This window comes from Pseudomonas sp. 57B-090624, from assembly GCF_003234055.1.
GTDB classification, from domain to species: domain Bacteria; phylum Pseudomonadota; class Gammaproteobacteria; order Pseudomonadales; family Pseudomonadaceae; genus Metapseudomonas; species Metapseudomonas tohonis.
The window spans coordinates 1-19,299 of sequence record NZ_QKRU01000030.1; the positions used below are offsets into that span (position 1 = coordinate 1).

Genomic DNA, 19,299 nt, shown 5'->3' on the forward strand with positions numbered 1-19,299 from the left:
CCTCCCGCCCCCATCCACGACCTCTCGCAGTTGGCCGACTCCCTCGCCGCCGAAGCGGGCCCGGCCGCCATGCAGCAGTCGCCGTCCGCTCCGGTGGTGCCGACGCTGGACGGCCTGGAAGTGAAACTGCCGGGCTACATCGTGCCACTGGACGTGACCGAGGAAGGCCGGGTGACCGACTTCCTGCTGGTTCCCTACTTCGGTGCCTGCATCCATGTGCCGCCACCGCCGTCCAACCAGATCGTCCACGTCACCAGCGAGCTGGGCGTACTGATGGACGCGCTCTACCAGCCGTTCTGGATCGAAGGGCAGCTGCAGGTGAAATCCAGCACCAGCGAACTGGCCGAAGCCGGCTACCAGATGGAAGCCAGCAAGATCTACCCCTACGAGACGCCCGAGAGCTGATAAGCAAGCCTGCTAACGAACTCGTCGCGGCATTGAGCTAGATCAAGGTGCCGCGTTTCGTGCTCCCCGAAACTGAGCCCAGCCAACACAAGCTCAAGACCTCGGAGCCCTTAAATGAAAACGCAGTTCCTAGCCGCCTCCCTCCTCGCTCTCGCTGTGGCCGCCCCGGTGGCCCATGCCCACCAGGCGGGTGACATCCTCGTCCGTGCCGGTGCCATCACCGTCAACCCGAAAGCCGACAGCTCTTCCGTCAAGGTAGACCGCGGCCCCCTGGCCGGCGCCGACCTGGGCGGCAAGGCGACCATGGACAGCGACACCCAGCTGGGCCTGAACTTCGCCTACATGCTGACCGACCACTTCGGTCTGGAACTGCTGGCCGCCACCCCCTTCGAGCACGAAGTGAAGATCAAGGGCACCGCCCTCGACGCCGCCAACGGCAGCCTGGGCTCGCTGAAGCACCTGCCGCCGACCCTGAGCGTCGTGTACTACCCGCTGGAATCCCAGTCGGCCTTCCAGCCCTACCTGGGCGCCGGCATCAACTACACCTGGATCTATGACGAGCACGTGGGCAGCGGCGCGACCGCAGCCGGCTTCGACAACCTCCGCGTGAAGAACTCCTGGGGCCTGGCCTGGCAGGTCGGCGCCGACTACATGCTGACCGACAACATCATGCTCAACGCCCAGGTGCGCTACATCGACATCGACACCCGCGCCTACGTCGACAACACCGCCCTGGGCGTACGCGCCAAGGTGGACGTGGACGTCGACCCGTGGGTCTACATGGTTGGCCTGGGCTACAAGTTCTAAGCCCAACCGCAATGAACAAAGGCGCCTCCGGGCGCCTTTTTCGTTGGCATCACCGGCCCATCTGGTGGGATGAAAAAAGGCTTTTTGCGTTAAGTGTTGCTAGAGGATTTGAGCCCAGCTGAGTGCTGAGTTTTGCTGGTACTTCTGGTTTCGCCCTCCCGGGCGAGTCCCTTTTCCAGTCGCTGGAACGCCAGCCCGATGAAAAGGAACCAAAAAACTTGCCCCTCCATACGGGGCTGGCGGCTGCTCCAGCTTTCTTCGCCCAACGCATCACATCGATGTGCGCCCGCAGCGCGCACGTAGTGGCGGCAGCTTTCGTAGGATGGCGTAGAGCGAAGCGAAACCCATGCGGTGGAGGGCGTCCGGAAGACACCGTGCTTGAGCCCTTGCTTTAAAACCACAACAGCCAACGCAGACAGAGCCAAAAAAAGGCGCCTCGCAGGCGCCTTTTCCATTCGGCTCAGCGGCCCAGCAAGCGGGCCAGGCCGACCGCCAGGGGCGTCGGCTCGGGGAAGGCGAAACGCTCCAGCAGACGGCTATTGTCCGCCAGGGAATGGCGGATATCGCCTGAGCGCGCATCGGCATGGCTGATGGCCGGCAGTTCGCCCACCACGCTGCCGATGGCGGCGAGCAGGTCCTTCAGGCTGGTGGAGCGCTGCAGGCCGACGTTCACCGGGCCGGCCTCGATGCCTGGGTTCTCCAGCGCCTGCACCAGCACCTGCACCAGGTCGCCGACATAGACGAAGTCACGGGTCTGCTCGCCATCACCGAAGATGGTGATCGGCGTGCCGGCCAGGGCGCGCTCGGTGAAGATGCTGATCACCCCGGAATAGGGCGAGGACGGGTCCTGGCGCGGGCCGAAGATGTTGAAGAAGCGGAACACCGCAGGCTCCAGGCCATGCTGGCGGCGGTAGAAATCCAGGTACTGCTCGCTGGCCAGCTTGTCCACCGCATAGGGGGTCAGCGGTGCCACGGGGGTGTTCTCGTCGATGGCCTGGCCTTCGCCGTTCTGGCCGTAGACCGAGGCGCTGGAGGCGAACACCACGCGCTTCACGCCATGCTCGCGCATGGCTTCGCACACATTGAGCGTGCCGATGAAGTTGGCCTGGTGGGTGGCCACCGGGTCGTCCACCGAAGCCGGCACCGAGGCCACGGCGGCCAGGTGCGCCACCGCCTTGCAGCCGGCCATGGTACGGCTTACCAGCGCGGCGTCGGCGACGTTGCCTTCGATGAGTTCCACGCGCGGGTTGTCCAGCGGCAGGTTGCTGCGCTTGCCGGTGGAAAGATCGTCGAGCACGCGCACGGCGTGCCCGCGCGCCAGCAGTGCGTCGACCAGGTTGGAGCCGATGAAGCCGGCGCCGCCGGTAACGAGGATGGGGAGGTCAGCCATGGCGGTAGTAACGGTCCAGGAGTGCGGGCAACGCCGCGCGCCAGGCGCGGGGCTTGATGCCGAATGTATGGAGGATCTTCTTGCAGGCCAGCACCGCGTGCTGGGGCTCGTCCGCCGCATCGGGGCGGGCGGCGTGGGCCTGGGGGGTGATTTCCTGCACCTTCAGCGCGCGCAGGTTGCGGGCCTCGGTGAGCACCGCCTGGCCAAGCGCCAGGGTGGTGGTCGCCTCATGGCCGCCGTAGTGGTAGGTGCCCCAGAGCGGCGCAGCGCAGTCCAGTTGCTTGAGCACGGCGAGCATCACCCGCGCGGCGTCGTCCACCGGCGTCGGGTTGCCGCGGCGGTCGTCGGCCAGCATCAGCTCGTCGTCCCGCTCGGCACGGGCGAGGAAGCGCCCGAGGATGCCCTCGTTGCTGTCGTCCAGCAGCCAGCCGAAGCGCAGCAGCACATGCTTGGGGCACATGGCACGCACGCTCTGCTCGATGCGCCACAGGGACTGCCCGCGAAGGCTCAGGGGAATGGTCTCGTCCTTCTCGTTGTAGGCCGTCGCCCGGGCACCATCGAAGACGCGGTAGCTGGAAGGCTGCAGCAGGACGATGCCGTGGTGCTGGCAGAGTTCGGCGAGACGCTCGACCGCGCGTTCCTGCGCGGCGAAACGGACCGGGCTGGCCTCCTCGGCCTGGAACCAGTCGAAGTAGTAGGCGAGGTTGATCACCGCATCGGGGCGGGTGTCGTCGAGCAGCTGGGTCAGGCTGGCGGCATCCCAGCCCTGTTCGGGCGGGCGCGGGGCGAGGAACCCTACATCATCCTCGGCCCCCAGGCGGATAAGCGCCTGGCCAAGGGCATTGCCACCGCCCAGGAGCATCAAGCGCATACGCATAGACAGAAGGTCGCTTAAAGCCAGTGGGTGTTATCGATCAGGCCATGACCCCGCACCGGCGCCATCCCTGTGACCAGGAGGTTCGCCAAGACGGGGCATCAGGCACGCAAGCCGGCGGTCGTTTCCGACCGGGGAACACGCATTCTGCTTATTTCCCAGCGCTGCGTCACTAGCGGCGCGCCATGCGGCACGCCTCGTCAGTCGTCGTCACCCCCTGCGGGGCGATAGAGATGGGCGTGATCGGGGTGGTAGAGCGAGGAGTCGGTGAAGCCTTCGGCGGCCAGCACGCGCCCCACGAGGATCAGCGCGGTGCGACGGAAGTCCTTGCCCGCCACCCGCTCGACGATGTCCGCCAGCGTGCCGGTCACCCAGTCCTGGTCGGGCCAGCTGGCGCGGTGCACCACGGCCACCGGGCAATCGGCGCCGTAGTGCGGCAGCAGTTCCTCGACGATGCGCGGCAGGTGGCTGACGCCAAGGTGCACCGCCAGGGTCGCGCGGTGCTGCGCCAGCTCGGCAAGGGACTCGCCCTCGGGCATGCGCGTGCGGGTGGCGAAGCGGGTGAGGATCAGCGTCTGCGAGATGTCCGGCAGGGTCAGCTCGGTGCCGAGCAACGCGGCGCAGGCGGCGGTGGCGGTGACGCCGGGCACCACCTCGTAGGGAATGCCCAGCACGCGCAGGTGGCGGATCTGCTCGCCGATGGCGCCATACAGCGAGGGGTCGCCGGAATGCACGCGGGCCACGTCCTGGCCGCACCCATGGGCCTCGGCCAGCAGGCGGACGATCTCGTCCAGGTGCAGTTCGGCGGTGTTCACCACCTGCTCGGCACGATGCCCGTCGAGCACCGCTTCCGGCACCAGGGAGCCGGCATAGAGGATCACCGGGCAGCTGCGGATCAACCGCTGGCCCTTGACCGTGATGAGCTCCGGATCGCCGGGGCCGGCGCCGATGAAATAGACCGTCATGGGTTATCCACATCCTCGGGAATGCAGGCCAGCGCACAGGTGGCGCGGGGGCTGCGGCGTTTTTCCACCAGCAATCGCGCAGGCCGGCCGGCCAGGGCTTCGGCATGCAGCAGGGCCGCGGCCTCGGCAATGCCGGGGCTGCCGGTTTCCCGCAGGGCGACGGCCGAGGTACCGGACAGCCGCCCCTCGCAAGCCGCCAGCTCGGTGGCCGGCAACAGCGCCAGGGGCAGGTGAAGGGACAGCGCCAGTGCCCGCAGCCCGGGCTCCTCGGCCTTGCTGTCGACGCTGGCCAGGGCACTCAGGTCGCCGACCGCCAGGCCACGCTCGGCCAGGGTGCTGTCCAGCAACTCGCGCAGTTCGCGCTCCGGGCAGCCGCGCCGGCAGCCGAGGCCGGCCACGCGGATCATCGGCCTGCCCTGTAAAGCAAGACCCCGCGAAGGGCCGGGCCCTGCGCGGGGTCGATCGATGGCACGGCCCGGCTCACGCCAGGTCTTGGCTCGCGGAACGCTGGTACAGCCAGGCGGCGGCCCAGCCCAGGGCGCCCCAGAACAGCGCGTTGGTGATCAGCGAGGCGGCGATGAACTCGTGTTCCAGGGCTTCCGGCGCCAGGCTCGAATGCACCTCGGGCTGCGGCGCGCCAACCACGTGGGGAATCACCAACAACGCCATCCCGACGATGCGCAGCACCCAGTTGCGGCCGAAGGCGATCAGCGCCAGGCCGGCGGCGGTGGAGGCGGCGGTGCCGATCCACCAGACCTGGCGCTGGGCCAGATCGGCGGCAGCGGTGCCCGGCAGCTCCGGCGGCAGGCCGAGGGACGGCGCCAGGGCGAAGGTGGCGAAACCGGCCAGGCCCCAGAGCAGGCCCTGCCAGGCGCGGGTCGGGCCACGCAGGCTGAACAGTGCGGCCAGGAGCAGGGCGAAGCCCACCGCGACCACCAGGTTGGCGCCACCGGTGGACAGCGTGCGCTGCCAGCCGTCTTCCGGTGCCCAGGCTTCGGCACTGTGTTCATGGGCGGGCGTGCCGGCGGCATGCTCGTGGCTGTGCTCGGCCTGTTCGGCCGGTGCCGAGTTCTCGAAGGTTTCTGCGTGGAGGATCAGCGGGGTGACCCACAGGCTTTGCAGCAGGGTCAGCACGATGGCGGCGAAGAGACCGGCGAACCCGGCGGTCTGGGCGATGCGCTTGATCACGGGTGCGCCCTCAGTGGCAGGGGAAGGCAGAGCTGTGGCGGGTGTCGTGGGCCGCGTTGTGCACCGCCTCGATGTGCGAGAAGCCGGCGAAGTACACGAGCGACAGGCCCAGGAGGCTGGCACCGATGGCGATGGCCAGGCGTTTGGACAGGGGGACGGCGGCGGCCGAATGGCTCAGTGTGCTGCTGGACATGGTGCTTCCTCTGCGTGCGGGTGAGTCGGCAAGAGGAACGCGTGCGAAGAAAGCGGCCGCTACGGCACCGCATTTCCGGCATGCGCCCGCCCACCGCGGGTTGCCAAAAAGTGATCAGGCCGGTCTCCGGGCTTGCGACGCCAGCCGAGGCTGGGCGGGTTTGCCTTCCCATGTCCGCTGGACACAGTGGCCTACAGATCCCTACGTGCGCTTACCGTTGCGGGGGCAGCGTCGGACTCGCCCTGGGGCACACCGACTTCCCGTTTCACCTCGCGCGCGACGGCGCGAGACACCTGAAAAAACCGCACAAGGACATCACGAGACCGACCGGCCGTCAACCGCCGCGATTGACCGCCGCCCCCGGCCTGCGTAGCCTTCGGCCCTTCGAGGTTCTGCGGCCGCGCGCCGCAGCTAAGAGGGAACACGGCCGAGCCGTGGCTGCCCCCGCAACTGTGAACAGCTGAGGCCTTATCCACAGCCACTGCCCATCGGGCGGGAAGGCGGAGAGGCGGCGCATCGCGCCAGGCTGTGAGCCAGGAGACCTGCCTCGGCGAATTTCCAGACAACCGGGCGGGGTGATCCGGTGGCGAATCGGGCCTTTCGTGCCCTCGTCCCGCGCGCCCGCCGATCCGATCGACTCCCAGCGAAGGGCTGCCGCGCATGAAAACCCTGGCCAAACTCCCCGTCACCATCGTCACCGGCTTCCTCGGTGCCGGTAAGACCACCCTGCTCCGCCACATGCTCGACAACGCCGAAGGCCGCCGCATCGCGGTGATCGTCAACGAGTTCGGCGAGCTGGGTATCGACGGCGAGATCCTCAAGCAATGCTCCATCGGCTGCACCGAGGAAGAGGCCGTGGGCCGCGTCTTCGAGCTGGCCAACGGCTGCCTGTGCTGCACCGTGCAGGAAGAGTTCTTCCCGGTGATGCGCGAACTGGTGGCGCGCCGTGGCGACCTCGACCAGATCCTCATCGAGACCTCCGGCCTGGCCCTGCCCAAGCCCCTGGTGCAGGCCTTCCAGTGGCCCGAGATCCGCAGCGCCTGCACCGTGGACGCGGTGATCACCGTGGTCGACAGCCCGGCCGTGGCCGCCGGCACCTTCGCCGCCCACCCCGAGCAGGTGGACGAGCAGCGCAAGCAGGACCCGAACCTCGACCACGAGTCGCCCCTGCACGAACTCTTCGAAGACCAGCTGGCCAGCGCCGACCTGGTGATCCTCAACAAGGCCGACCTGCTCGACGCCGACGCCCTGGCCGCCGTGCGCGCCGAAGTGGCCGAGGAGCTGCCGCCGGCGGTGAAGATCGTCGAAGCCAGCGCCGGCAAGCTGCCGCTCTCCGTGCTGCTGGGCCTGAACGCCGAGGCCGAGGCGCACATCGACAGCCGCGCCACCCACCACGACCACGAAGGGCACGAGGACCACGACCACGACGAGTTCGACTCCTTCCACGTCGACCTGCCGGAAGTGGAGGAAGCCGCCCTGCTGGCCGCCCTCGGCCAACTGGTGGAGCGCCACGACGTGCTGCGCATCAAGGGCTTCGCCGCCATCCCCGGCAAGCCCATGCGCCTGCTGGTACAGGGCGTCGGCAAGCGCTTCGACAAGCACTTCGACCGCCAGTGGCTGGCCGACGAAACCCGCGCCACCCGCCTGGTGGTGATCGGCCAGGAGCTGGACCCGGCCACCATCGCCAACGAACTGCGCACCGCCCTGGCGTAACCGCCGAACCGGCTCCTCTCCCGACCGGGAGAGGGCCGCCCCCCCCTGCCAAGGCCCGAGCCATGCACCTGCTGCGCACCCAACCTGGCGGCTTCGTCCCCGACGACGGCATCGCCCACCTGGCCCAGACGCCCGCCGAGCTGGTGATCCTCTGCAGCGGTGATTCGCACCTGGCGCTGCTGGCCGAGGCCGCCCGCGAGCTGCCGCAGGACTACCCCAGCCTGCGCCTGGCCAACCCCATGCAGCTGCAGAACCACGCCTCGGTGGACCTCTACGTCGACGAGGTGCTGCAGCACGCCAAGGTCATCCTCATCTCCGTGCATGGCGGCGTCGGCTACTGGCGCTACGGCATCGAGCAACTGGTGGCCCTGGCCGAGCGCGGCACGCAGCTGATCCTGGTGCCCGGCGACGACCGCCCCGACCCGGAGCTGGCCCGCCTGTGCAACGTCCCGGAAGAAGACGCCGAGCGCTGCTGGCAGTACCTGCGCCAGGGCGGCCTGGACAACGCCCGGCAACTGTTCGCCTGCCTCGCCAGCCGCTGCCTGGGCCGCGACTACCCCTGGCAGGCGCCCAGCACCCTGCCCCGCGTCGCCGTGCATCACCCGCGCCAGCGCCCCGCCCGCCTCGACCACTGGCGCGCCGACTGGCGGGAGGGCCAGCCGGTGGCAGCCCTGCTGTTCTACCGCACCCACCTGCAGGCGGCGAACACCGCCTTCATCGACGCCTTCTGCGAGCGCCTGGCCGCCGCCGGCATCAACCCGCTGCCCATCGCGGTGGCCAGCCTCAAGGAAGCCGAGTGCCTGGCCGTGGTCGAGGACTGGCTGGACGCCGTCGACGCCGAGCTGATCATCAACACCACCGGCTTCGCCCAATCCAACCCCGACACACCCGGCCAGCGCCCCTTCCGCCGCGACGTGCCGGTGCTGCAGGCCATCTGCTCGCTGGACAACCAGCCACTCTGGGAAGAGAACCCGCAAGGCCTCGGCCCGCGCGACCTGGCCATGCACATCGCCCTGCCGGAGCTGGACGGGCGCATCATCACCCGCCCCATCAGCTTCAAGGGCCTGGCCTGGCGCAGCGAGCGCAGCCAGAGCGACGTGGTGTGCTACCTGCCCCACCTCGAACGCATGGATTTCGTCGCCGAACTGGCGCGCCGCTGGCTGCTGCTGGGGCGCAAGGCCAACGCCGACAAGCGCGTGGCGCTGATCCTCGCCAACTACCCCACCCGCGACGGCCGCATCGGCAACGGCGTGGGCCTGGACACCCCGGCCGCCGCGCTGAACATTCTCCGCGCCCTGGAGGCCGAGGGTTACCCCCTGGCCGGCCTGCCGGAGAGCGGCACGGCACTTATCCACAGCCTGCTGGGCGGCGTCAGCAACGACCTCGACAGCCTCGACGCGCGCCCCTGCGCCCAGAGCCTGGCGCTGGACGCCTACCTGGCCTGCTTCGCCCGCCTGCCCGAAGCCAACCAGCGGGCGGTGACGGAGCGCTGGGGCGAACCGCAGCAGGACCCGATGTTCCGCGCCGGGCGCATGATGATCGCCGGCCTGCGCTTCGGCCTCGCCTTCGTCGGCATCCAGCCGGCGCGCGGCTACCAGCTGGACCCGGCGGCCATCTACCACGACGCTGCGCTGGTGCCGCCCCACGGCTACCTGGCCTTCTACTTCTGGCTGCGCGAGGTGTTCGGCGCCGACGCGCTGGTGCACGTCGGCAAGCATGGCAACCTGGAATGGCTGCCGGGCAAGGGCGTCGGCCTCTCCGCCGAGTGCTGGCCGGATGCGGTGATGGGCCCGCTGCCGAACATCTACCCCTTCATCGTCAACGACCCCGGCGAAGGCGCCCAGGCCAAGCGCCGCGCCCAGGCGGTGATCATCGACCACCTGATGCCGCCGCTGACCCGCGCCGAGAACTACGGCCCGCTGCGCGATCTGGAGCGCCTGGCCGACGAGTACTACGACGCCTCGCTGCTGGACCCGCGCCGCGCCGTGCAGCTGCGCGGCGAGATCCTCGAACTGGTGAAGGCCACCGCGCTGGACCGCGAACTTGCGCTCAGCATCAGCGACGACCCGGAAAGCTGGCTGCCGCAGCTGGATGCCTACCTCTGCGACCTCAAGGAGTCGCAGATCCGCGATGGCCTCCACGTGTTCGGCGAATCCCCGGCCGGCAGCCTGCGCGACGACACCCTGCTGTCCCTGGTGCGCATCCCCCGGGGCGACGGCAAGGGCGCCAACGCCAGCCTGCTGCGTGCCCTCGCCACCGACCTTGGGCTGGGGCGCGACCCGCTGGACTGCAACTGGGCCGAGCCCTGGGAAGGTCCGCGCCCGGCGCTGCTGGAGCGGGTCAGCATCGATCCCTGGCGCAGCAACGGCGACACCCGCGAGCGCCTGGAGCTGCTGGCCCTGGCGATGATCCGGGCGACCGATCATCCGTCCGTGGGCCCCGCCAGCGACCTGGTTATCCACAGCCTGCGCCAGGTCGTCGCCCCGGCCCTGGACGCCTGCGGCCCCGCCGAAATCGGCGGCGTGCTGGCCGCCCTGGAAGGCCGCTTCGTGCTGCCCGGCCCCAGCGGCGCCCCCAGTCGCGGGCGCCTCGACACCCTGCCCACCGGGCGTAACTTCTTCACCCTGGACGTGCGCAACCTGCCCACGCCCACCGCCTGGCGCCTGGGCTTCCAGTCCGCCAGCCTGCTGCTGGAACGCCACCTGCAGGACGAGGGCGACCACCTGCGCCAGCTCGGCCTTTCCGTCTGGGGCACCGCCACCATGCGCACCGGCGGCGACGACATCGCCCAGGCCCTGGCGCTGATGGGCGTGCGGCCGGTGTGGCAGGCCGGCAGCCAGCGCGTGGAAGACTTCGAGATCCTGCCGCTGTCGCTGCTCGACCGCCCCCGGGTGGACGTGACGCTGCGGGTATCGGGCTTCTTCCGCGATGCCTTCGCCAACCTCATCCGCCTGTTCGATGCCGCCGTGCAGGCCGTAGCCGAACTGGACGAGCCCGAGGACCTGAACCCCCTGGCCGCGCGGGTGAAACTGGAAAGCGCGCGCCTGGCCGCCGAGGGGTTGGGGACGGACGATGCCCGGCTGCAGGCCGGCTGGCGCATCTTCGGCGCCCAGCCCGGTGCTTATGGCGCCGGCGTGCAGGGCGCCATCGAGGAGCGCCAGTGGCAGGACCGCGCCGAACTGGCCGAGGTGTATTTGAACTGGGGCGGCTACGCCTACGGCGCGCAGGATGCCGGCACGCCCGCGCGGGCCCGCTTCGCCCAGCGCCTGGAGCGTTTGCAGGCGGTGCTGCAGAATCAGGACAACCGCGAGCACGACATCCTCGACTCCAACGATTACTACCAGTTCCAGGGCGGCATGCTCGCCGCCGCCGAGACCCTGCGCGGCGAGAAAGTGGCCAGCTACCACGGCGACCACAGCCAGCCGGACCTGCCGCGCATCCGCTCGCTGAAGGAAGAGCTGGGCCGCGTGGTGCGCTCGCGCGCCGCCAACCCCAAGTGGATCGCCGGCATGAAGCGCCACGGCTACAAGGGCGCCTTCGAACTGGCCGCGACCGTGGACTACCTGTTCGCCTTCGACGCCACCAGCGAGCTGATCGACGACCACCAGTACCAGCTGCTGGCTGACGCCTACCTGCTGGACGCCGACACCCGCGACTTCATCCAGCAGCACAACCCCGACGCCCTGCGCGACATCGCCGAGCGCCTGGTGGAAGCCCAGCAACGCGGCCTGTGGGAACACCCCGGCGACTACCGCGAGGCCATCGAGAACCTGCTGCTGGATATCGAGGAGCAGTAGCCCCCGGCGCTCCCCCTCACCACAAACCCGGCCCCCCTATCACCCGCGCAACCGCACTGCCACCTCCCGCAGGATGCGCTCGGTGCCGTCCCAGCCCAGGCAGCCATCGGTGATGGACACGCCGTAGCGCAGGTCGCAGGACAGCGACTGCGCGCCATCGAACAGGTGGCTCTCGATCATCACCCCGCGCAGGGCGTCCTGGCCGGCCAGGCGCTGGTCGATCACCTCCGCCAGCACCGCGGGCTGGCGCAGCGGGTCCTTGCCGCTGTTGGCATGGCTGCAGTCGACCAGGATGCGCGGCGCGATGCCGAGTTTCTCCAGCCCCGCCCGTGCGGCCGCGACGCTGGCCGCGTCATGGTTCGGGCCCTGGTGGCCGCCGCGCAGCACCAGGTGCGTATCCGCGTTGCCGGCGGTCTGCACCAGCGCCGGGCGACCCTGGTCGTCGATGCCGAAGTGCTGGTGTGCATGGGCCGCCGAGCGCATGGCGTCGGTGGCGATACCGAGGCTGCCGTCGGTGCCGTTCTTGAAGCCCACCGGTAGGTCGAGGCCGCTGACCAGCTCGCGATGCACCTGGGATTCGCTGGTGCGCGCACCGATGGCGGCCCAGCCCAGCAGGTCGTCGAAGTAACCGGCGGCCAGGGGTTGCAGCAATTCCGTGGCCACCGGCAGCCCCAGCTCGATCATCTGCAGCATCAGCCGGCGGCTGAGGGCCAGGCCGGCCGCCATGTCGCCACTGCCATCCAGGTGCGGGTCGTACACCAGCCCCTTCCAGCCCACCGTGGTGCGCGGTTTCTCGACGTAGGCGCGCATCACCAACAGCAGCTTGTCGCTCACCTCCGGCGCCAGCGCGGCAAGGCGGCGGGCGTAGTCGAGGGCGGATTCGGGATCGTGGATGGAACAGGGGCCGACCACCACCAGCAGGCGCGGGTCGTCGCCATCCAGCACCGCGCGCACGGCATCGCGCTGGGCACGGACCTGGCGGGCCAGGGCGGCGATGGGCGATACGGAAACGGAATTCATGACGGGCATCCTCGGCCGGCGCGGATCGGTCCGCGCGCGGCGCGCTAACTGGGTGTTCGATTCAGGGGTGTGAGGGCGGCGGCGAAGCGGCTAAATCGCCAGTCGGCGTTGCGGTAATAGGTGGCGTAGGTGCGGTAGCTGATCATGGTGCGATCCTCGGATTACGTGCGTTTGGCCTTGTGGGCCCTGGAAAAACAAAAACCCCCGGGCGGGTTGCCGACCGGGGGTTTCGTGGAGCTTTGGTGGGCGACCCTGCTGGAGTGGGCCGCCTGATCAGGTATCAGGCCAGCCCGTGGCTAAACCAATACCCATAGAAATAGCTGGCCGCAGCGGCCACGCGCGCACGTGCCGGGCGCAGGGCCTGGCAAGCGGTGAGCGGAGTGGAAGCGAGGTGCGGCATGACGATCTCCAAAGCGAATGCTGGCCAAATTACTGCATCGCCGGCCGCCGTTCAATCACTGATTTCTATCGGCGCGTTCGGCCTTTCGCTACCATGCCGCGATGCGTTTTCAGGAACCCGTCATGTCCGAGCTCCCCCACTTCCCCTTGAGCGCCGTGGTCGCCGCCGACGAGCTGAAGCTCGCGCTGTACCTGGCCGCCATCGACCCGGCCATCGGCGGTGTGCTGATCGAAGGCCCGCGCGGCATGGCCAAGTCCACCCTGGCCCGGGGCATCGCCGACCTGCTGCCACAAGGCATCTTCGTCACCCTGCCCCTGGGCGCCAGCGAGGAGCGCATCGTCGGCACCCTCGACCTCGACGCGGCCCTGGGCGAAGGCCGTGCGCAGTTCTCCCCCGGCGTGCTGGCCAAGGCCCACGGCGGCGTGCTCTACGTCGACGAGGTGAACCTGCTGCCCGACCACCTGGTGGACCTGCTGCTGGACGTCGCCGCCAGCGGGGTCAACCTGGTGGAGCGCGACGGCCTGTCCCACCGCCACGCCGCGCGCTTCGTGCTGATCGGCACCATGAACCCCGAGGAAGGCGAGCTGCGCCCGCAGCTGCTGGACCGCTTCGGCCTCAAGGTCGGCCTCGACGGCCAACCGCAACCGGCCGAACGCGCCGAGATCCTGCGTCGCCGCCTGGCCTTCGACGCTGACCCGCAGGGCTTCGTCGCCCAGTGGAGCGGCGAGCAGCAGGCCCTCGCTCGTCGTTGCCAGGACGCCCGCGAACGCCTCGCCGCCATTCCCCTGGATGACGGCGCCCTGGACGAGATCGCCCAGCGCTGCTTCGACGCCGGTGTCGACGGCCTGCGCGCCGACCTGGTGTGGCTGCGCGCGGCTCGCGCCCATGCCGCCTGGCGGGGCGCGACAAGCATCGCGCGCGCCGATATCGACGCCGTCGAACACTTCGCCCTGGCCCACCGTCGAACCCAGGCGCCCTCCTCCGCCCAGCCGCCACAGACGCCCCCCGGCGCTGCACAACCCCAGGCATCCGCAGGCGAAGGCCAGTGGGGCGAGCTGCCTGCCCAGCCGGTGCCCACCGACTCCCGACGCGAGCTGCCGGGCTGGCCAAAAAAGCCCTGAGCATCCGCCCGCGCCGGGTCATGGGCGCGGATGCCAGACCAGGCCCCGGGACACTCGCCAACGGCCGCAGCGGCCCGGCCCGTGGTGGGCGCGACGGTGCCATCCAGTGGCTGCCCACCCTGCTGCGAGGTCGCCCGCGCAAGGCCCACGACCTGGTCCGCCGCCCGCGCAGCCAACGCCCCGATGCGCTCTGGCTGGTGCTGGTGGACGCCTCCGCCTCCACCCGCCGCCACGGTGCCCTGTCCCGCGCTAAGGGCCTGCTGGCCGGGCTGTTCGAATCCGCCTACCGCCAGCGCGCCCGCCTCGCCGTGCTCCACGCCACCGGCCGCGAACCCCGCTGGCTGTGGCAAGGCAGCAAGGCCTCGGCGCCGCTGCACCAGTGGCTCGATGGCCTCGGCGCCGGCGGCGGCACCCCGCTGATCGAGGCCCTGCACCTGGCCCGTGACTGGCTGCAGCGCCGCCAGCGACAGAAACCCTCGGAGCACCAGCGCGTGCTGATCCTCACCGATGGCCGCCTCAGGGACTGGCCCGCCCTGGAGCCGCTGGGCTGCGACACGCTGCTGGTGGATATCGAAGGCGGCCCCATCCGCCTCGGCCGCGCCCGCCAATTGGCAGAGGAACTGGGTGCGGACTACCGGGCGCTGTCGGACTGAGCCAAGCAGACTCGGGATCGGCCCCGCTTGGTGGACATAAAGAGCGATGTCCACCCTACGTGGCGAGAAGCCCGTAAGTGGCACGCGACTTCGTAGGGTGGACCACGCTTTACCGGTCCACCGGGCGGAGCTGAAGGTGTCCACGAATGCGAGTCACCCTCGCGGATGTCCAGTGAACGAAGTTGCACATGCCGGCCTCGCAACGTTGGGCCTCGCTGCGCTCGGCGCCAACCTACGTCAGTGCCACGACGAAGCCTGAACCACCCGTGCCCTGGATCGTCCATCAACCAGATGGTCGAACGTCGCCCGCCCCGGGTGCGTGTTAAGGTCCGCCCCTTTTCTTTGCGGAATGCCCGATGAACCAAGCCGTGCCCTGCGCCGACAGCCCAGCCACCCGCCTCGCCACGCGCCTGGCGTTCTTCGTTTCCGGTTTCGGCATGGCCTGCTGGGCGCCGCTGGTGCCTTACGCCAAGGCCCGCCTGGGCATCGAGGAGGCGGTGCTGGGCCTGTTGCTGCTGTGCCTGGGCGCGGGGTCGATGCTGTCGATGCCGCTGGCCGGCGGGCTGGCGGGCCGGATCGGCAGCCGTCCGGTGATCCTGGCCGGCGGCATCGGCCTGTGCTGTGCCATGCCGCTGCTGGCGGTGGCCGATTCGGGCCCGCTGCTGGCGTTCGCCCTGGCCTTGTTCGGCGCCTCCCTTGGCGCCATGGACGTGGCGATGAGCGTGCACGCCGTGGAGGTGACGCGTGACGCACCGGTGCCGCTGATGTCCGGCTTCCACGGCATGTTCAGCGTCGGTGGCTTCGCCGGTTCCCTGGGCATGACCGCCCTGCTGGCGGCCGGCCTCGCGCCCCTGCCGGCGATCCTGGTGGCCGTGGCGATCGTCGTGCTGGGCCTGGTGCTCGCGGCGCCCCGCCTGCTGCGCACTCGCTCCGGGGGTGGTGGCGCCTTCTTCGTGCTGCCCCGGGGCATCGTCCTGCTGCTCGGGGCGCTGGCGTTCGCGATGTTCCTCGCCGAAGGCGCGATGCTCGATTGGGGCGCCATCCTGCTGGTGGAGGAACGTGGCTTCGACCCGGCGCGCGCCGGTCTCGGCTATGCGCTGTTCTCCCTGGCGATGCTGGTGGGCCGCCTGAGCGGCGACAAGCTGATCGCCCGCCTGGGCGAGCGGCGCATCCTGGTGGGTGGCGGCCTCCTGGCCACCGCAGGCTTCGCGCTTCTGCTGCTGGCCCCCCACCCGCTGCTGGCCCTGCCGGGCTTCCCGTTGGTGGGGTTGGGCGCGGCCAATGTCGTGCCGGTGCTGTTCACCGCCGCCGGCCGGCAGACGGCCATGCCGGCCAATCTCGCCGTCGCCGCCCTGACCACCGTCGGCTACGCCGGCGTACTCGCCGGGCCTGCGCTGGTGGGCTTCGTCGCCCAGGGCCTGGGCCTGGTCACGGCCTTCATGATCCTCGGCGCGCTGATGCTCTCGGCGCCGCTGACGGCGGGGCGTTTCGCGCGGTGAGCTCGGGCTCCACAAGGCCTATGGACAAGCACACCGCCAGCCTCTAGCCTGCGCGTCCTGGTCGAATCACATCGGAAGTTCTTCATGGAAGAAGTGCAACGTCGCAACGTGCCGGCGCTCGGCGTCACGGTGGCCGTACTTGCCATCTTCATCGGCGTATCCACCCTGATGGCGCCGGCGATCTACGCCGCACTGGGCGTCTCGGTGCCGCTGGATACCACGGCCTGCTACATGATCCAGGGCGCCGCCTTGTTGCTGCTGGGCTTCCTGGGCACCCGCAAGCGCCCCACCGCGTTCTTCTTCATCGCCCTGCTCTACCTGCCGCAGAGCTGCACATTCCAGACCCCCGAGTTCTTCTTCAACTTCACCGGCCCGGTGTCGATCGCCTACGGCCTGGGCCTGGCGCCGGGCTACGACATCAGCGTCAACCTACTCGCCCTGTTCATCATCGGCGCCTCGGCCTGGACGCTCTATCGCCTGAGCGAACCCGCCCTGCCGGCAGGAGAAGGACAGCCCGGCTGAGCCATCAGAAGCGGCGTACGCCATCGCTGAACACGCCGTGCTCGTCCACATGCCGGTTGTAGGCGGCGATGGCTTCACGGTTGGCCAGCAGCCAGGCTTGCGCCTTGCTCACTTGAGTCGTATCAGCCCTGTTCCGGGCGTCTTCCCGCGTGTCGTCGCGTTTCATCGATCTCTCCTTCAAAGCGGGCCCGGGCTGGTCAGCATATCCGGCACCGCCCGTTCTTCGACTATTCGTTCCTGCACCCAGCGCAGCACCTGCGCCTCGTCGCGGATGCGGTACCACTCGCCTTCCGGGTAGAGGCTGGCGGTGGGGCCGAGGTCGCAGGGGAACTGGCACTGGGTGCGGGTGATGTGCACGCCGCCCTCGCACTCCAGCTTGCCGGCGGCCTTGAGGGTTTCCCGCAGTTTCTTCCACAGCGGCAGCGCGCCACGGCGGGTGCAGCGCGGGCCGTTGCACAGCAGCAGGCGGCGGGCGTGGGGCGGGATGCAGGACCAGGCGTGGCTGGCCGGCAGGTCCGGCACGCCGACGCAGGCGAGATGCAGTTCGGGGCGCTCGACGAGGGCGCAGGCGGCGCCGGCCGGGTCGCTGTCGTACTGGCCCAGCAGGCTGGCGACGAAGAGTTCCCCGGGCGCGTCGAGGCGGCCCAGTTCGCCACGCAGCCAGTCGAGGTGCTGCGGGCCCGACTGCGGGTCGAGGTCGATCACCAGCAGCGGGCGCGGGCTGGCCTGCACGGCACGCGTCAGCGCGTCGAAGTCGGCACCGGTGTCGACGATGTCGGCGAGCGCCGCCTCACCGCGCAGGGCGGTCAGTTGGCGGCGGAACAATTCGGCGAAGGCGCCTTCGCCGAGGTCGGGCCCGGCGAACAGCACGCGAGCGTAGGAAGTAGCGGTCATGGTGTTTCCAGTTGGGGGACGAGGGCCTGCCAGAGGCCGTCGAGGGAATCGAATTCGCGGGTGACCGGAGGCAGCTCGGGGCGCTTGAGGATCAGCACCGGCAGGCCGCGCTCGCGGGCCACCTGCAGCTTGGGTTCGGTGGATTGGCTGCCACTGTTCTTGCTGATCAGCACGTCGGTGCCGAGGCGATCGAACAGCGCGCGCTCCTCGTCCAGGCCGAACGGCCCGCGCGAGGCGATGACCTCGAAACGCTCGCCCGGTGCCTGTCCCTGCAGGCAGCGCACCGTCCAGTGCTGGTGGGCAGGAATCTCGCCGAGGTGCTCCAGGGGTTCGCGGCCAAGGGTGAAGAAGGGACGCTGGAAGGCGGCCAGGGCGTCGACCAGCCCGGCCCAATCGGCAACCTCGCGCCAGTCGTCGCCCTTGCTAGCGCGCCAGCCGGGGCGACGCAGGGCCCAGCAGGGAATGCCGGCGAGCCCGGCAGCGCGGGCGGCGTTGTGGCTGATCCGCGCGGCATAGGGGTGGGTCGCGTCGAGCAGCAGGCCGATACCGGCTTCGTCGATGTAGCGCGCCAGCCCTTCGGCACCGCCGTAGCCGCCGACACGCACCTGGCAGTCGAGGTCCGTCGGCACCTTGCCGAGGCCGGCGAGGCTGTAGACGTGCTCGGGGCCCAGGCGCCTTGCCAGGGCCAGGGCCTCGGTGACGCCGCCCAGCAGGAGGATGCGCGTCATGGTCGCTCCAGCGCCTGGCCGACCAGGTTGCCCTGGCGATCGATGGCGAAGACTTCCAGGGCCACGCCGGCCGGGACGGTGCGGCGGGCGAAGGCCAGGGCATGGGCGCAGACCGCATCGCCCAGGGGTATCCCGGCGGCGTGGGCCAGCGCCAGCGCCTGCTGGCTGGTGTTGGCGCCGCGCATGGCGTCCTGCAGCTCGGCATCGGCGCCCAGGCCGGCGGCCCACTCGGCGAGCAGTGGCAGGTCGATACTGGAGCTGCGGCTGTGCAGGTCCATGTGCCCGGCGGCCAGCTTGCTGATCTTGCCGAAGCCGCCGCACAGGCTGAGTTTTTCCACCGGCGCCTTGCGCAGGTGCTTGAGCACGGCGCCGGCGAAATCGCCCATCTCGATCAGGGCGGTGTCGTCGAGGCCGTAGCGCCGGCGCATGGCGTCCTCGCTGGCATTGCCGGTGCAGGCGGCCAGGTGGGTGAAGCCGTTGGCGCGGGCGACGTCGATGCCCTGATGGATGGAGGCGATGTAGGCCGCGCAGGAGAAGGGCCGGACGATACCCGTGGTGCCGAGGATCGACAGCCCACCGAGGATGCCCAGGCGCGGGTTCATGGTCTTGAGCGCCAGCTCGGCGCCGCCCTGCACGCAGACGGTGACCTCGAAGCCACCGGGGTGGCCGTGCTCCAGCGCGAGTTGCGTGAGGTGCTCGGTCATCATCTGCCGCGGCACCGGGTTGATCGCCGGCTCGCCCACCGCCAGGGTCAGGCCGGGCCTGGTCACGGTGCCGACGCCGGGGCCGGCGTGGAAGCGCACCCCGGGCTCGTCGGCCAGGCGCACCTGGGCGTAGATCAGCGCACCGTGGGTCACGTCCGGGTCGTCGCCGGCGTCCTTGAGCGTGCCGGCCTCGGCGCCGCCGTCGATCGACCGGCAGAACTCCAGGCGCATCAGCACCTGCTGGCCCTTGGGCAGGACGATCTCCACCGCGTCGCTCGCCACCCCGCCCAGCAGCAGGCGCGCCGCTGCCAGGCTGGTGGCGGTGGCGCAGCTGCCGGTGGTGTAGCCGCTGCGCAGGGGCGCGGGCTGCTCGGGGGTTTCGTCACGCATGGCGGGCTCGCGCAGGGCAGGACTCGGCAGCGTTGG

The 19,299-nt window shown here is 70.0% G+C and carries 19 protein-coding genes and 2 riboswitches; of the genes, 8 read left to right on the top strand and 11 right to left on the bottom strand.

What is annotated here, in order from left to right; genetic code table 11:
- Positions 1-405, top strand: a 405-nt coding sequence (locus tag DMX10_RS15545; RefSeq protein ID WP_111261920.1) for a DUF3299 domain-containing protein, incomplete at its 5' end; no start/stop codon positions are given.
- Positions 406-519: 114 nt separating this feature from the next.
- Complete coding sequence (locus tag DMX10_RS15550; protein WP_111261921.1) at positions 520-1,212, top strand: OmpW family protein; 693 nt, start codon at positions 520-522, stop codon at positions 1,210-1,212.
- Between the two features lie 460 nt (positions 1,213-1,672).
- Here the strand turns inward: DMX10_RS15550 and DMX10_RS15555 are convergent, their stop codons facing one another.
- The 6 genes from DMX10_RS15555 to DMX10_RS15580 all read right to left on the bottom strand — a co-directional run bounded on the left by DMX10_RS15555 (position 1,673) and on the right by DMX10_RS15580 (position 5,822).
- Positions 1,673-2,602, bottom strand: a complete 930-nt coding sequence (locus DMX10_RS15555; protein ID WP_111261922.1) for an NAD-dependent epimerase/dehydratase family protein — start codon at positions 2,600-2,602, stop codon at positions 1,673-1,675.
- Positions 2,595-3,479 carry a sugar nucleotide-binding protein gene (locus tag DMX10_RS15560; RefSeq protein ID WP_111261923.1) on the bottom strand — a complete coding sequence of 295 codons (885 nt, stop codon included), beginning with the start codon at positions 3,477-3,479 and terminating at the stop codon, positions 2,595-2,597. Before DMX10_RS15560 ends, DMX10_RS15555 begins: the two co-directional genes overlap by 8 nt.
- A 197-nt stretch (positions 3,480-3,676) precedes the next feature.
- Complete coding sequence (gene cobM, locus DMX10_RS15565) at positions 3,677-4,441, bottom strand: precorrin-4 C(11)-methyltransferase (protein ID WP_111261924.1); 765 nt, start codon at positions 4,439-4,441, stop codon at positions 3,677-3,679.
- Complete coding sequence (locus tag DMX10_RS15570; protein WP_111261925.1) at positions 4,438-4,848, bottom strand: cobalamin biosynthesis protein; 411 nt, start codon at positions 4,846-4,848, stop codon at positions 4,438-4,440. The genes cobM and DMX10_RS15570 overlap by 4 nt, the downstream gene beginning before the upstream one ends.
- A 73-nt stretch (positions 4,849-4,921) precedes the next feature.
- The gene (locus DMX10_RS15575; protein ID WP_111261926.1) at positions 4,922-5,629 is read right to left on the bottom strand and encodes a CbtA family protein; all 708 of its coding nucleotides are present in this window, start codon (positions 5,627-5,629) and stop codon (positions 4,922-4,924) included.
- A 10-nt stretch (positions 5,630-5,639) separates the two neighbouring features.
- The gene (locus DMX10_RS15580) at positions 5,640-5,822 is read right to left on the bottom strand and encodes a CbtB-domain containing protein (RefSeq protein WP_021219636.1); all 183 of its coding nucleotides are present in this window, start codon (positions 5,820-5,822) and stop codon (positions 5,640-5,642) included.
- A 99-nt stretch (positions 5,823-5,921) separates the two neighbouring features.
- Positions 5,922-6,134, bottom strand: a riboswitch (cobalamin riboswitch).
- Between the two features lie 58 nt (positions 6,135-6,192).
- A riboswitch (cobalamin riboswitch) is annotated at positions 6,193-6,387 on the top strand.
- A 95-nt stretch (positions 6,388-6,482) separates the two neighbouring features.
- Between DMX10_RS15580 and cobW the strand changes: the two genes are divergently transcribed.
- Complete coding sequence (gene cobW, locus DMX10_RS15585) at positions 6,483-7,535, top strand: cobalamin biosynthesis protein CobW (protein ID WP_111261927.1); 1,053 nt, start codon at positions 6,483-6,485, stop codon at positions 7,533-7,535.
- Positions 7,536-7,597: 62 nt separating this feature from the next.
- Positions 7,598-11,332: a cobaltochelatase subunit CobN gene (cobN, locus tag DMX10_RS15590; protein WP_111261928.1), complete on the top strand. Its 3,735-nt coding sequence runs from the start codon at positions 7,598-7,600 to the stop codon at positions 11,330-11,332.
- A 39-nt stretch (positions 11,333-11,371) separates the two neighbouring features.
- Here cobN and DMX10_RS15595 read toward each other — a convergent pair whose 3' ends face one another.
- On the bottom strand, positions 11,372-12,361 hold the full coding sequence (locus tag DMX10_RS15595) for a 3-deoxy-7-phosphoheptulonate synthase (RefSeq protein ID WP_371921698.1): 990 nt from the start codon (positions 12,359-12,361) through the stop codon (positions 11,372-11,374).
- A 513-nt stretch (positions 12,362-12,874) separates the two neighbouring features.
- On the opposite strand from DMX10_RS15595, the gene DMX10_RS15600 reads away from it, so the two are divergent.
- The 4 genes from DMX10_RS15600 to DMX10_RS15615 all read left to right on the top strand — a co-directional run bounded on the left by DMX10_RS15600 (position 12,875) and on the right by DMX10_RS15615 (position 16,547).
- On the top strand, positions 12,875-13,873 hold the full coding sequence (locus DMX10_RS15600) for an ATP-binding protein (RefSeq protein WP_111261929.1): 999 nt from the start codon (positions 12,875-12,877) through the stop codon (positions 13,871-13,873).
- 20 nt (positions 13,874-13,893) lie between these two features.
- Positions 13,894-14,526, top strand: coding sequence for a VWA domain-containing protein (locus DMX10_RS15605; protein ID WP_111261930.1), 633 nt, complete (start codon positions 13,894-13,896; stop codon positions 14,524-14,526).
- Positions 14,527-14,882: 356 nt separating this feature from the next.
- Positions 14,883-16,025 carry an MFS transporter gene (locus DMX10_RS15610; RefSeq protein WP_111261931.1) on the top strand — a complete coding sequence of 381 codons (1,143 nt, stop codon included), beginning with the start codon at positions 14,883-14,885 and terminating at the stop codon, positions 16,023-16,025.
- Positions 16,026-16,109: 84 nt separating this feature from the next.
- A complete protein-coding gene (locus tag DMX10_RS15615) occupies positions 16,110-16,547 on the top strand; it encodes a hypothetical protein (protein ID WP_111261932.1) in 438 nt (145 codons plus the stop codon).
- Between the two features lie 4 nt (positions 16,548-16,551).
- Here DMX10_RS15615 and DMX10_RS15620 read toward each other — a convergent pair whose 3' ends face one another.
- Genes DMX10_RS15620 through DMX10_RS15635 form a run of 4 tightly spaced genes read right to left on the bottom strand, consistent with a single transcriptional unit; the run spans position 16,552 to position 19,263 of the window.
- Positions 16,552-16,713, bottom strand: a complete 162-nt coding sequence (locus tag DMX10_RS15620) for a type II toxin-antitoxin system CcdA family antitoxin (RefSeq protein WP_111261933.1) — start codon at positions 16,711-16,713, stop codon at positions 16,552-16,554.
- An 11-nt stretch (positions 16,714-16,724) separates the two neighbouring features.
- The gene (locus DMX10_RS15625; RefSeq protein WP_111261934.1) at positions 16,725-17,441 is read right to left on the bottom strand and encodes a ferredoxin; all 717 of its coding nucleotides are present in this window, start codon (positions 17,439-17,441) and stop codon (positions 16,725-16,727) included.
- Positions 17,438-18,169 (bottom strand): cobalt-precorrin-6A reductase, encoded by a 732-nt coding sequence (locus DMX10_RS15630; protein WP_111261935.1) that lies wholly within the window; start codon positions 18,167-18,169, stop codon positions 17,438-17,440. Before DMX10_RS15630 ends, DMX10_RS15625 begins: the two co-directional genes overlap by 4 nt.
- On the bottom strand, positions 18,166-19,263 hold the full coding sequence (locus DMX10_RS15635; protein WP_111261936.1) for a cobalt-precorrin-5B (C(1))-methyltransferase: 1,098 nt from the start codon (positions 19,261-19,263) through the stop codon (positions 18,166-18,168). Before DMX10_RS15635 ends, DMX10_RS15630 begins: the two co-directional genes overlap by 4 nt.
- Positions 19,264-19,299: the final 36 nt, after the last annotated feature.

Bases quoted from the DNA above. Each gene is read 5' to 3' on its own strand.
- cobN (WP_111261928.1), top strand. From the start codon at position 7,598: ATGCACCTGCTGCGCACCCAACCTGGCGGCTTCGTCCCCGACGACGGC.
- DMX10_RS15610 (WP_111261931.1), top strand. From the start codon at position 14,883: ATGAACCAAGCCGTGCCCTGCGCCGACAGCCCAGCCACCCGCCTCGCC.
- cobM (WP_111261924.1), bottom strand. From the start codon at position 4,441: ATGACGGTCTATTTCATCGGCGCCGGCCCCGGCGATCCGGAGCTCATC.
- DMX10_RS15555 (WP_111261922.1), bottom strand. From the start codon at position 2,602: ATGGCTGACCTCCCCATCCTCGTTACCGGCGGCGCCGGCTTCATCGGC.
- DMX10_RS15580 (WP_021219636.1), bottom strand. From the start codon at position 5,822: ATGTCCAGCAGCACACTGAGCCATTCGGCCGCCGCCGTCCCCCTGTCC.
- DMX10_RS15625 (WP_111261934.1), bottom strand. From the start codon at position 17,441: ATGACCGCTACTTCCTACGCTCGCGTGCTGTTCGCCGGGCCCGACCTC.
- DMX10_RS15630 (WP_111261935.1), bottom strand. From the start codon at position 18,169: ATGACGCGCATCCTCCTGCTGGGCGGCGTCACCGAGGCCCTGGCCCTG.
- DMX10_RS15620 (WP_111261933.1), bottom strand. From the start codon at position 16,713: ATGAAACGCGACGACACGCGGGAAGACGCCCGGAACAGGGCTGATACG.
- cobW (WP_111261927.1), top strand. From the start codon at position 6,483: ATGAAAACCCTGGCCAAACTCCCCGTCACCATCGTCACCGGCTTCCTC.
- DMX10_RS15570 (WP_111261925.1), bottom strand. From the start codon at position 4,848: ATGATCCGCGTGGCCGGCCTCGGCTGCCGGCGCGGCTGCCCGGAGCGC.
- DMX10_RS15595 (WP_371921698.1), bottom strand. From the start codon at position 12,361: ATGCCCGTCATGAATTCCGTTTCCGTATCGCCCATCGCCGCCCTGGCC.
- DMX10_RS15600 (WP_111261929.1), top strand. From the start codon at position 12,875: ATGTCCGAGCTCCCCCACTTCCCCTTGAGCGCCGTGGTCGCCGCCGAC.
- DMX10_RS15560 (WP_111261923.1), bottom strand. From the start codon at position 3,479: ATGCGTATGCGCTTGATGCTCCTGGGCGGTGGCAATGCCCTTGGCCAG.
- DMX10_RS15635 (WP_111261936.1), bottom strand. From the start codon at position 19,263: ATGCGTGACGAAACCCCCGAGCAGCCCGCGCCCCTGCGCAGCGGCTAC.
- DMX10_RS15605 (WP_111261930.1), top strand. From the start codon at position 13,894: ATGGGCGCGGATGCCAGACCAGGCCCCGGGACACTCGCCAACGGCCGC.
- DMX10_RS15550 (WP_111261921.1), top strand. From the start codon at position 520: ATGAAAACGCAGTTCCTAGCCGCCTCCCTCCTCGCTCTCGCTGTGGCC.
- DMX10_RS15615 (WP_111261932.1), top strand. From the start codon at position 16,110: ATGGAAGAAGTGCAACGTCGCAACGTGCCGGCGCTCGGCGTCACGGTG.